This window comes from Lysinibacillus sp. RU7 (genome assembly GCF_057837305.1).
Window position 1 is genome coordinate 19680 of sequence record NZ_JBYQFK010000012.1, and the last position, 11216, is coordinate 30895.

Here is an 11216-nt window from a genome sequence, read left to right on the forward strand (position 1 = left end):
TATTAACTAACAAAATGCAGTAAGTGTAACAATGGCAAAACGAATAATAAACTATCAAAACGGTCTAAAATACCGCCATGACCAGGCAAAATCGCACCTGAATCCTTTACATCATAGTGACGTTTAATCGCTGACTCTACAAGATCACCCATTTGCCCAAAGATAGAACTCACAATAGCTACAAGTATTACAGCAACCCACGATACATCAAACGGCGCAATAAGTTGCATAATAATGACCGCCATGACGGCAATGATAATCCCACCAACAAATCCTTCAATCGTTTTATTTGGCGAAATTTCCGGCCATAGCTTATTTTTTCCAAAGCTACGCCCCGTAAAATACGCACCTGAATCGGTCGTCCAAACAATGAGCAACGCAAAAATAATATACGCTAGTCCAGCTTCACGTGTGGCAATTAAATAATAGAAGCCAATCCCAACATATAGCGTACTTAACACAACAAATGCGACATCATCAAATGTAAAACGATTTTTCATTAAAACAGAATAAATTAATAGTAAAATTGCTGCGATAAATAATAATTCTAATTTTGAATAGCTTGTCCATACTTGTACTTGTTGTTCCCAGTAAGTGGGCATTAACATAGCAAATGTGGCTAGTAAACCTAACATGCCTGGCACTGAGAATAGCGTCATTTTTTTCATGCGTAGTATTTCATATAAACCTACAGCTGCTATTGCATAAACTAAAATCGTAAACGGCAATTTCCCATAAATAACGAACGGGATAAAAAGCGCCGCCGCTACGATTCCAGTTATAATTCTTGTCTTCACTTTGTTTCTTCTCCTTTCAGCCCCCCATACCGTCGATTTCGGCTCTGATACGCTTCAATGGCTTCTTGAAAGCACGCCTCGTCAAAATCAGGCCAAAGTGTATCGGTAAACCAAAATTCAGTATAGGCTAGCTGCCAAAGCATAAAATTACTGAGGCGAACTTCTCCGCTCGTACGAATGAGTAGATCTGGTTCTGGTAAGTGTGCTGTCATTAAATAGTTTGTGACACGTTCTTCCGTAATATCCTCAATTACGAGTTTCCCCTCTTGTACTTCTGTCATCATGGCTTTCATCGCGCGTACGATTTCATCACGGCTACCATAATTCATCGCAAAGTTTAAAATAAGACCAGTGTTTTCCTTCGTCGCTTGCATCGCAGCATCTAACGCTTTTTGGGTATGAAGCGGTAATTCACTTTTATCCCCCATCATTTGTACTTTAATATTTAGTTCCATAAGTTCTGGTAAAAATGATTGTAAAAACTGTCCTGGTAAGCTCATTAAAAATTCAACTTCTGTTTTAGGTCTCCGCCAATTTTCAGTAGAAAATGCATATAGCGTTAGCACCTTTACACCACATTTACTCGCATAGCGTGCAATTTTTTTCACCGTATTCATACCTTCATGGTGACCTTTAATACGGGGCATAGCACGCTTCTTTGCCCAACGACCGTTCCCGTCCATAATAATCGCAATATGTGAAGGGATACATTCATCCTTAACTAAGCCCTTTTGCTGATTCATCCTATCTTCTTTATTTACTCTTTTGCCAAATAGCTTGTTAAACATCGTAATTCCTCCAACTGCTTTACATTAGGACTGCATGTCTATCATATCAAAAACGGCTATACATGTCTTTTTTTCTTAAAAATAAAACCGTCTCTTTTTATGTATATGTTTCAACTTCATCTTTTTTGCGTAAAAGATAGAAAAGACGTCCTGAGTTTAGGACGTCTTAATCCACATTTAGTTCACTTTCAATTCAATATTTTAAATTGATAAAATTTCTTGTTCTTTTTCTTTTGCTGCGTCGTCCACTTTTGCAATGAACTCGTCTGTTAGCTTTTGTACATCTTCACCGTAGCTACGTAACTCGTCCTCTGTGATTTCACTAGTTTTCTCTAATTTCTTTAAATCATCATTGGCGTCACGACGTACGTTACGAACAGCCACTTTCGCTTCCTCAGCTTCTTTTTTCACTACTTTAACAAGTTCTTTACGACGTTCTTCTGTTAAAGCTGGAATCATTAAACGAATCACATTACCATCATTTGTTGGTGTAATACCGATATCTGATTTCATAATCGCTTTTTCGATTTCGCCTAAAATAGATTTATCATAAGGTGTAATCACTAATAGACGTGCTTCAGGTATAGATACCCCTGCAAGTTGGTTAATAGGTGTTGGTGCCCCGTAATAATCAACTGTAATACGGTCTAAAAGGGCAGCATTTGCACGACCAGCACGAATAGATGCTAATTCACGACTGAAAGCAGCAAGCGATTTCGTCATTCTTTCTTTTGCTTGATCTAAAACTTGTTTCGCCATTACGAATTCCTCCTAACAACAGTTCCAATTTTTTCGCCCATCACTGCGCGTTTAATATTACCTTTTTCCATAATTGAGAATACAACTAACGGAATATCATTGTCCATACATAAAGTGGAAGCAGTTGAATCCATTACTTGCAACCCTTGTTGAATAACGTCTAAATAAGTGAGTGTGTCGTACTTCACTGCAGAAGTATCTACTTTTGGATCTGCTGAGTATACACCGTCTACATTATTTTTCGCCATTAAAATTGCGTCTGCGTTAATTTCTGCAGCACGTAATGCAGCCGTTGTATCTGTTGAGAAGAATGGGTTACCTGTTCCTGCGGCAAAAATAACAACACGCTTTTTCTCAAGGTGACGTACCGCTTTGCGACGAATATAAGGCTCGGCCACTTGCGTCATCACGATTGATGATTGTACACGTGTTTCGATGTCTAATTTTTCTAGCGCATCTTGTAGTGCTAAAGAGTTCATAACAGTTGCAAGCATTCCCATATAGTCAGCTGAGGCACGTTCCATCCCCATTTCGCTACCAACTTTACCGCGCCAAATATTACCGCCGCCTACAACAACAGCAACTTCCACGCCTAGCTCTACAACTTCTTTTACTTCTTCAGCAACAGATTTAATAATGTCAGGCGATAAACCAAAACCTGCATCCCCAGCTAATGCTTCGCCACTTAGTTTAATTACTACTCGTTTGTATTGTGCCACACTCATAGTAAACCTCCGTTACTCATTAATTTAAAAGGAAATAGCTGACTATTTCATTATATTTTTCTTTTATTTGCTTGAAAAATAGGGAACACGAAAGATGTGTTCCCTACTCGTAAACACACAGATGTGTGTACAGTATTTAAATTAGTTGCCTTTAACTTGGCTCATTACTTCTTCTGCGAAGTTATCTTCACGTTTCTCGATACCTTCACCTACTGCATAACGAGTGAAACCATCTACTGTACCACCAGTAGATTTTACGAAGTCACGTACTTTTTGGTCTGAGTTTTTAACGAAAGTTTGGTCAAGTAAGCAAACATCTTCGAAATATTTACCAAGACGACCTTCAACCATTTTCGCCACGATGTTTTCTGGCTTACCTTCATTTAAAGCTTGCTCAGTTAATACTTTACGCTCGCGCTCTACTTCTTCAGCAGACACTTCGTCACGAGATACGTAAGTTGGGTTGATTGCAGCGATGTGCATTGCAACGTCTTTCGCAGCATCTGCATCAGTAGTACCGTTTAATTGAACTAATACGCCGATTCTACCGCCCATGTGTAAGTAAGCACCGAAAGCATCCGCATCTGTTTTTGTTTTGATTTCAAAACGACGAAGCGTGATTTTTTCACCGATTGTCGCGATAGCTGTAGAAATTTGGTCAGCGATTTTTACGCCGTCTTTTTCTAATTCTAAAGCAGCTTCTACAGATGCTGGTTTAGCAGCTAATAATTGCTCAGCTAAAGAAGCAACTAAAACTTGGAATTTATCGTTTTTCGCAACGAAATCCGTTTCAGCATTTACTTCTAAAATGATCGCTTCGTTACCTTGTTCTAAAATGTAAGTTGTACCTTCAGCAGCGATACGATCCGCTTTTTTGCCAGCAGCAGCTAAGCCTTTTTCACGTAAGAAATCGATAGCAGCTTCTAAGTTACCCTCAGTTTGTACTAACGCTTTCTTACAGTCCATCATACCTGCGCCAGTTTTTTCGCGTAGTTCTTTTACTAATTGTGCAGTAATTGCCATTTGAGTTTCCTCCTTGAGTTTTGAAAATCATATATTTAGGAGCATTGTGCTCTAAATCTCACACCTTAAAAAAAGGTGATAAGAGGGATCATCCACTTATCACCATTTGTGTACGGGTAAAATTACTCAGCTGCTACTACTTCTTCTACAGCTGGAGCGTCTGATTCACCTTGTTTAGCTTCTAATAATGCATCAGCCATTTTCGCAGTTAATAATTTAACAGCGCGGATAGCATCATCGTTTGCTGGGATTACGTAATCGATTTCATCTGGATCACAGTTTGTATCAACAATACCAACGATCGGGATGTTTAATTTACGAGCTTCAGCAACAGCGATACGCTCTTTACGTGGGTCAACTACGAACATTACGTCTGGAATACCAGCCATGTCACGAATACCACCTAAGAATTTCACTAAACGCTCGTGCTCTTTTTTAAGTTGAATAACTTCTTTTTTAGGAAGAACTGCAAAAGTGCCGTCTTCTTCCATTTTTTCGATTTGCTTCATACGTGCAACACGTTTTTGAATTGTACCGAAGTTTGTTAAAGTACCACCTAACCAACGTTGGTTGATGTAGTAGTTACCTGAACGTTCTGCTTCTTCTTTAATAGCTTCTTGAGCTTGTTTTTTCGTACCAACGAAAAGAACTTTACCACCATCTTGGCCAACTTGGCGCATGAAGTCGTAAGCTTCTTCTAATTTCTTAACTGTTTTTTGTAAATCGATAATGTAGATACCGTTACGCTCAACGAAGATATATTTCTTCATTTTTGGGTTCCAACGGCGAGTTTGGTGACCGAAATGTACACCAGCTTCAAGTAATTGTTTCATTGAAATTACTGACATGAGTGTTTCCTCCTAGTATGTTTGGTTTTTTTCCTCCGCATTTTTCATCTATAACAAGCAACCCATGCGCACATGAGCACCACTTACTACATCGAAATGCGTGTGTAATGTTAACACCGTTAGATAATATATCATATACCCCTGTCAAGTGCAACTATTTTACATATAGTTTTTAGCAGGCGCTATGCATGAAATTTAATTAATAGCTCAATTTCCGTTTTTCCTTTTTGTGTTTCTTTTGCAATTTCTTCAATCGATTTCCCTGCTACGTACATCTCGACGATTTGTTGCTCAAGGGAAGTTACATGGGCAAATGGGGCTTGATTGACTGTTGGTGGTACTTCCTGCTGTCGAATGGTCTCTGCCATAACTGATAAGGCTTCACTATGTAGTTGTTGTTTTTGTTTATTATAAGCATTTGTAGCAAAAGGAAGAGGAATCACCTGTTTTAGTTGTGTCGTCTGTACTTTTTGCTCGCTTACTTGTTCACTTGTCTCATCTGGTGTCAATAAAGGGGATGCTACCTCTACGGCTTCCTGTATGGGCTCCATTTTTTCTTGAGGCTGTTGCGCGATATGCTCGATGTCTCCTTTTACAGTATGTCCCTGTTTTACCGCCTTCAATTCCTGAATGAGACGATCATTTTCTTCTTTCATTTCCATTAAGTACACACCGATTGCATCATCCATTTCACGAATGATTTTTTCTTGTCGTGCTTCTAAATCTTTAAATTTCGCCAACTTGCTATTTAATAGAACAATGAAGAAAAAGCTAAGAAGCTGACCAATAAATAATACAATTAAGATGATTGAAACCATGATGTCTCCTATCCACTAAAATCTATAAAGTTCCCCTTAAATGGGTGTTGCACTTTAGGTGCTTCTGGCATTTTCTTTTTCTTTTTTGCTAACATAGATGGATTTTCCATGTCTCCTTGACGCTCGTCCTCATCTGTAATCGCATCTGTATTCTCTGTATCATTAACCGTCGTTTGCTTACGTTCAAGCTCTTTTTTTAGTGCCTCATTTGCGTTTATTTGTTGGTTAATGATGTTTTGTTGATGTTGCTCTGCCATTTTCCCTGCATCAAATGTTTTCGGAATCGCAATTTGTAATTCTACACCTTTTAAACTCATGCCTATCCCTCCTATACATTCATCATTTCAGAAGATAAAAGCTTACGCAATTTAAATAGTGCTTTCGAATGGATTTGAGAAATACGCGAGGTCGACAAATTGAGCATTTCACCGATTTCTGTTAATGTCATTTCCTCCGTATAAAAAAGGCTTAATACAAGCTTTTCTTTTTCATTTAAGTGTTGAATATTTGCCGCTAAATCTGCTAACAACTCTGTACGAATCACTTCTTGTTCCGGCGTTCTCGTATGATCATCCCGAATGACAAACGCTTTTCCTTCTAGTTCCTCATTATCTTGCTGTTGCTCATGAATCGATAATACATTGGAGAAGAAATGTTCCTGGACGATTTGATATACTTCTTGTACAGACAAATTCATATGTTCCGCCAATTCTTCAGGTGTGGCGTGGCGCATAAGCGTTTGCTCTAAATATTCTGTCTGCGCCTCTAACTTTTTTGCCTTTTCTCGTGCAGACCGTGGCAGCCAATCTTCTTTTCGTAGCCCGTCAATAATGGCGCCACGCACACGGAAAGAGGCATATGTATCAAACTTTAAATCTCGTTTTATATCAAATTTATTTAATGCATCAAATAACCCCATCATGCCGAGGCTCACTAAATCATCCCGTGATACATTTTTCGGCAATCCTGCACCGATACGCTGTACATGGTAGGAAACAAGAGGCTTGTACTTTTTTATGAGTAAGTCTCCTGCTTGTGGATCTCGATTGTTAATCCAGCTATTCCAAAGTTTTTGTTCATCATTACTTGGTTGCGTCATTCGTATCCACCTCTCTACAAAAACAAAGCTTCTACTAAGCATTATATCAAATTTGGCGTTATTTTACACACGCTTCCTAAGCACTAAATCTAGTCCCATTAGCTCAAAAAAATCTTTTTTTGACAATATAAAGACACAATTTCATGTAAAAACTATGTGTATATTGACGGATTACTATCCTCTAGTAACTAAAAAAGAGCCGATTTCTCGACTCTTTTACTAATGTATTCATGGTTTATAAACGCCCAAGCATTGATTGTTCATCTTTGTGCATCATTGTACGTACAACTTTTGCAATTTCTTCTGTATTGTCTTCTTCAAATTCAGCCGTTGACGATTGTTCCCTTAAAGGTACTTGGACGTCTTCCGTCATGTTTTGTTGTGCATCCACTTCCATCGCTTCCTGTAGCGCCACCTCTTGCGGTGTAAATAACACATACCCTAAAAACAGTCGCACGAGAAAAGTACAAACAAACACAATCAATGCAGCAATGAAGGAACTAATGAGTATACTTACTGGTAGTGCATATAGCTCCTGTAGTGCAATGAAAAAATACACAGTAAAGCCTAATAATGCCGCCCAGCAATTGTATAAAATGGAGCCGTACATCATATTTCACTCACTCCTTGATTGACTGTGCGAATATTCAACTTACATGTTATCGGGTTAAACTCAATTGTCCGTCCACTATTACCACCTGTGTCTTCTGCTACTAACGGAATGCTATTTTTCCGTAGCTGTTCTTTCACTGCTTCCACATTACGTGGTCCAATTCGCATTGAGTCTTTATGCGATGTGAATTGAAACATCTGTGCACCACCTGCAATTTTGGCTTTTAACCTAAACGGCTGCACACCTTCAGCTTTTAATAAATCAATGAGCGCAACGATTCCTGTATCGGCAAATTTCGCTATATTGATTGCATCTGAACGACCTAAACTCGAATCCGGCAACATGATATGAATTAAACCTGCAATTTTTTTGGATTCATCATACAAAACAACCCCTACACACGAGCCTAATCCTGATGTGCGAATAGTATCAGGCGTTTTTACTACATCCATTTGAGCAATTCCTACTTTAATAACCTGGCCTGTATTTAACATCGTTACGCCACTCCAAGTGCTTTAAAAATAGCCTGAAATGAATCGGGATTTGGTAACAGGAAGAAATGCCCTCGCACAGATTCGTTGTCTTGCAATTCGTCATCAATAATAGACGTATTAATCACAATGACGTGGTCACTTACATGGGATAGCTCAATTAACCCGATACTAATAATCGCACCAAACATATCAACACTTAAACCTGGTACAGTTGGATATATTTTCAATCCTGTAAAATCTGATAAGGCAGATAAATACGACCCTGATAAAATATTTCCCATCTCTTGCATTGCCGATAATCCTAGCTCTGGTACAGGCGGATTAGCAAAATCAAATGTCTCATCGTGAATTAGTCCACGAATAAAACGATTGGCTTGTTCGATGGGTAAGACAAAAAACATACTGCCTTCCACATCACCTTCAATACGAAGAAAAATGCCCACGATGACATTTTCAGACCCACCTACGAGCTCCATCATATCGCTAAACGACACCATTTCAACTTTTGGTACATGCATATCAATCTTTTTATTTAATAAATCTGATAAAGCCGTTGCCGCATGCGCTGCACCGATATTACCTATTTCTTTTAACACATCTAAATGTAATGAAGTAATTTTTTGATCAAAGTTCATATACATCCCTACTTTAGTCCATTCTATCCATGCCCATGCCAGCTAGACATGAGCATCTTTAGAATGTTGATTATTTATGATAATGGGTTTAGTACTTTATCTAAATGCAGTAAAATTAATAATCGTTTATCTAACTTTGCAACACCTGAAATAAATTCTTCTTCTGAAGAACCGACTACTTCTGGTTGTTGCTCAATTGTAGAAGATTGAATATCTAACACATCATTAGCAGAATCTACTACAAAACCAACTTCCATATCTTCTAGTTGAATAATAATGATACGTACGTTTTCTTCATTTTCAGAAGCTAGTAACCCAAAACGTTCACGCAAATCAATAATCGGTGTAACAACCCCTCGAAGATTAATGACGCCTTTAACATAACGTTGTGTTTTTGGGACGCGTGTAATATGCATTAATTTTTCAATACCACGCACATACGATACAGGAATTGCGTATTCTTTATCTGCTAATTGAAAGACAATTACTTTAATGTAAGCTTGCTCAACAGCATTTGTCATATTTTACACCTCTTTATTCATCCTATTTACATTAGTGCATTACAGTCTACGATTAACGCTACTTTACCATTACCTAAAATTGTTGCACCTGAAATCGCAAAGATATTTGTTAAGTAGTTTCCTAATGATTTCAGTACAATTTCTTGTTGACCGATGAATGAATCTACGACTAAACCAGCTAATTTCTCACCTTTACGAACGATGACTACCGAATGGAACTCATCTTCTTGTGACTCTTTACGCGGTACTTCGAATACTTCTTCTAAGAACACTAAAGGCACTACTTTCCCGCGGAAATCTATAACCTTTTGATTGTGGGCATTTAAAATGTCCGAGTTACGGATAATCGACGTTTCAATAATAGACGATAGTGGAATTGCATAAATTTCTTTTTCAATTTCAACTAACATAACTGAAATAATCGATAATGTTAACGGTAGCTGCACCGAGAATACAGACCCTACATTCGGTGTAGATTCGATTGAAATATTCCCACCTAAAGATTCAATTGTTGTTTTTACAACATCTAGTCCTACACCTCGACCCGATACATCGGAAATGACATCTGCTGTTGAGAAGCCTGATGCTAAAATTAACTCATTAATTTGCTTGTCCGATAAAGAGCTTGCTACTTCCGGTGACACAACGCCCTTTGAAATTGCTTTTGACAATACTTTTTCACGGTTAATTCCTGCGCCATCGTCTTCAATTTCAATAAACACATAGTTTCCACTATGGTATGCTCGAAGCTGTACAGTTCCCTCTTCTGGTTTTCCTTTTTGGCGACGTACTTCTGGACTTTCAATGCCATGATCAAGCGAGTTACGAATTAAATGAACAAGTGGATCACCAATCTCGTCAATTACAGTACGGTCCAGTTCTGTTTCAGCACCAATAATTTCAAGATTGATCTTCTTGTTTAAATCACGTGATAATTGACGCACCATTTTCGGGAAACGATTGAATACCGTTTCTACTGGAACCATCCGCATCGTAAGAATGATGTTTTGTAAATCACCCATCGTACGACTCATACGTTCTACCGTTTCGCTTAATTCACCGTGATTGACTTCTGAAGCAATCGATAATAAACGTCCGCGATCAATGACTAACTCTTCAAATAGATTCATTAATACGTCTAAACGTTCAATGTTGACACGAATCGTTTTACTTGTCGCTGGTGTATGTGATTTATTATTCGTGGAAGTTGACTTTTTCTCAGTAGCTTTTTCTTCTACGGGCTGCGTTACTACTTGTGTAGCAGCAACTTCCTGCACTAGTTCTTGAGGAATTTCCTCACCCTTTACTTCTTTAAAGATAGAACGGTCAATTGGGGTTACCGCTACCGTTTCTACCTCTGATACTTTAAGGAGTTTCTTTTGTAAATCTTCGGCACCTTCTTTTGTAATATAAGCAACATAGAACATACTATCAAACTGCTCTTCTTCTAATTTGTCTACGGTTGGCGAAGATTTAATGACATCACCGTTTTTCTCTAAAATCTCAAACACCATAAACACACGTGCTGCTTTTAATAAACAATCTTCACGTAATGACACGACAATTTCATACGTATTAAACCCTTGCTCTACTGATTGTTGTAAAATAGTTTTTTCAAAATCATCGTATGTTAAATTTAACTGCGTTGTACTTGTTGTTGCCGCTTGTTCATTTAAAGCTGTAGAAATCATGGCTACTTCATTTGGCTGTTCACCTAATTCAATCCGTTTTAACATTTCTACCGTTGCTTGAACATCACGCTTTCCGTCCCCACCGCTAGCAATGTCTTGTACCATTTCTTCCAAGTGATCGACCGATTCAAATACAACGTCTAAAATTTCTGGCGTGACTTTAATTTTTTCATTCCGAATGGCGTCTAGGACATTTTCCATCTTATGTGTTAAATCTGCTAAATCTTCAAAGCCCATTGTTGCTGACATACCTTTTAATGTGTGAGCAGAACGGAAAATTTCACCTACAATAGCCAAATCTTCTGGATTTTTTTCAAGCTCTAGTAAATGTTCACTACAAGCTTGTAAATGCTCTTTACTTTCATCTATAAACATCTCTAAATATTGGTTTACTTCCATCAGAGG

The 11216-nt window shown here is 38.2% G+C and carries 14 protein-coding genes; all 14 read right to left on the reverse strand.

Going from position 1 to position 11216, the window contains the following annotated elements; translation table 11 throughout:
* Nucleotides 1-2: 2 nt before the first annotated feature.
* On the reverse strand, nt 3-797 hold the full coding sequence (locus AC3II9_RS10295; RefSeq protein ID WP_489155227.1) for a phosphatidate cytidylyltransferase: 795 nt from the start codon (nt 795-797) through the stop codon (nt 3-5).
* Complete coding sequence (gene uppS / locus AC3II9_RS10300; RefSeq protein ID WP_489155229.1) at nt 794-1585, reverse strand: undecaprenyl pyrophosphate synthase; 792 nt, start codon at nt 1583-1585, stop codon at nt 794-796. The genes AC3II9_RS10295 and uppS overlap by 4 nt, the downstream gene beginning before the upstream one ends.
* A gap of 201 nt (nt 1586-1786) precedes the next feature.
* Nucleotides 1787-2344, reverse strand: a complete 558-nt coding sequence (gene frr, locus AC3II9_RS10305) for a ribosome recycling factor (protein WP_391366459.1) — start codon at nt 2342-2344, stop codon at nt 1787-1789.
* Nucleotides 2344-3069 (reverse strand): UMP kinase, encoded by a 726-nt coding sequence (gene pyrH, locus AC3II9_RS10310; RefSeq protein ID WP_391366457.1) that lies wholly within the window; start codon nt 3067-3069, stop codon nt 2344-2346. The genes frr and pyrH overlap by 1 nt, the downstream gene beginning before the upstream one ends.
* Before the next feature lie 141 nt (nt 3070-3210).
* On the reverse strand, nt 3211-4092 hold the full coding sequence (tsf, locus tag AC3II9_RS10315; RefSeq protein ID WP_489155231.1) for a translation elongation factor Ts: 882 nt from the start codon (nt 4090-4092) through the stop codon (nt 3211-3213).
* Between the two features lie 122 nt (nt 4093-4214).
* On the reverse strand, nt 4215-4940 hold the full coding sequence (gene rpsB, locus AC3II9_RS10320) for a 30S ribosomal protein S2 (RefSeq protein WP_391366453.1): 726 nt from the start codon (nt 4938-4940) through the stop codon (nt 4215-4217).
* A gap of 182 nt (nt 4941-5122) precedes the next feature.
* Nucleotides 5123-5758, reverse strand: coding sequence for a hypothetical protein (locus AC3II9_RS10325; RefSeq protein ID WP_489155233.1), 636 nt, complete (start codon nt 5756-5758; stop codon nt 5123-5125).
* Nucleotides 5759-5766: 8 nt separating this feature from the next.
* Nucleotides 5767-6075 (reverse strand): RNA polymerase subunit sigma, encoded by a 309-nt coding sequence (locus tag AC3II9_RS10330; protein ID WP_489155235.1) that lies wholly within the window; start codon nt 6073-6075, stop codon nt 5767-5769.
* Nucleotides 6076-6086: 11 nt separating this feature from the next.
* Entirely contained in the window at nt 6087-6857 is a 771-nt protein-coding gene (locus AC3II9_RS10335) for a FliA/WhiG family RNA polymerase sigma factor (RefSeq protein WP_489155237.1), read from the reverse strand.
* Nucleotides 6858-7092: 235 nt separating this feature from the next.
* Nucleotides 7093-7470: a hypothetical protein gene (locus AC3II9_RS10340; protein WP_489155239.1), complete on the reverse strand. Its 378-nt coding sequence runs from the start codon at nt 7468-7470 to the stop codon at nt 7093-7095.
* Nucleotides 7467-7964, reverse strand: coding sequence for a chemotaxis protein CheD (locus tag AC3II9_RS10345; protein ID WP_391366445.1), 498 nt, complete (start codon nt 7962-7964; stop codon nt 7467-7469). The genes AC3II9_RS10340 and AC3II9_RS10345 overlap by 4 nt, the downstream gene beginning before the upstream one ends.
* 2 nt (nt 7965-7966) lie before the next feature.
* Complete coding sequence (locus tag AC3II9_RS10350; protein ID WP_391366444.1) at nt 7967-8599, reverse strand: chemotaxis protein CheC; 633 nt, start codon at nt 8597-8599, stop codon at nt 7967-7969.
* Nucleotides 8600-8673: 74 nt separating this feature from the next.
* Nucleotides 8674-9120, reverse strand: coding sequence for a chemotaxis protein CheW (locus tag AC3II9_RS10355; protein ID WP_489155241.1), 447 nt, complete (start codon nt 9118-9120; stop codon nt 8674-8676).
* A gap of 26 nt (nt 9121-9146) precedes the next feature.
* The gene (locus tag AC3II9_RS10360; RefSeq protein ID WP_489155243.1) at nt 9147-11210 is read right to left on the reverse strand and encodes a chemotaxis protein CheW; all 2064 of its coding nucleotides are present in this window, start codon (nt 11208-11210) and stop codon (nt 9147-9149) included.
* Nucleotides 11211-11216 lie beyond the last annotated feature (6 nt).

What these genes read in the sequence shown, in the direction of transcription:
- uppS (WP_489155229.1), bottom strand. Translation starts at nt 1,585, where the DNA reads ATGTTTAACAAGCTATTTGGCAAAAGAGTAAATAAAGAAGATAGGATG.
- frr (WP_391366459.1), bottom strand. Translation starts at nt 2,344, where the DNA reads ATGGCGAAACAAGTTTTAGATCAAGCAAAAGAAAGAATGACGAAATCG.
- pyrH (WP_391366457.1), bottom strand. Translation starts at nt 3,069, where the DNA reads ATGAGTGTGGCACAATACAAACGAGTAGTAATTAAACTAAGTGGCGAA.
- tsf (WP_489155231.1), bottom strand. Translation starts at nt 4,092, where the DNA reads ATGGCAATTACTGCACAATTAGTAAAAGAACTACGCGAAAAAACTGGC.
- rpsB (WP_391366453.1), bottom strand. Translation starts at nt 4,940, where the DNA reads ATGTCAGTAATTTCAATGAAACAATTACTTGAAGCTGGTGTACATTTC.
- AC3II9_RS10325 (WP_489155233.1), bottom strand. Translation starts at nt 5,758, where the DNA reads ATGGTTTCAATCATCTTAATTGTATTATTTATTGGTCAGCTTCTTAGC.
- AC3II9_RS10330 (WP_489155235.1), bottom strand. Translation starts at nt 6,075, where the DNA reads ATGAGTTTAAAAGGTGTAGAATTACAAATTGCGATTCCGAAAACATTT.
- AC3II9_RS10335 (WP_489155237.1), bottom strand. Translation starts at nt 6,857, where the DNA reads ATGACGCAACCAAGTAATGATGAACAAAAACTTTGGAATAGCTGGATT.
- AC3II9_RS10340 (WP_489155239.1), bottom strand. Translation starts at nt 7,470, where the DNA reads ATGATGTACGGCTCCATTTTATACAATTGCTGGGCGGCATTATTAGGC.
- AC3II9_RS10345 (WP_391366445.1), bottom strand. Translation starts at nt 7,964, where the DNA reads ATGTTAAATACAGGCCAGGTTATTAAAGTAGGAATTGCTCAAATGGAT.
- AC3II9_RS10350 (WP_391366444.1), bottom strand. Translation starts at nt 8,599, where the DNA reads ATGAACTTTGATCAAAAAATTACTTCATTACATTTAGATGTGTTAAAA.
- AC3II9_RS10355 (WP_489155241.1), bottom strand. Translation starts at nt 9,120, where the DNA reads ATGACAAATGCTGTTGAGCAAGCTTACATTAAAGTAATTGTCTTTCAA.
- AC3II9_RS10360 (WP_489155243.1), bottom strand. Translation starts at nt 11,210, where the DNA reads ATGGAAGTAAACCAATATTTAGAGATGTTTATAGATGAAAGTAAAGAG.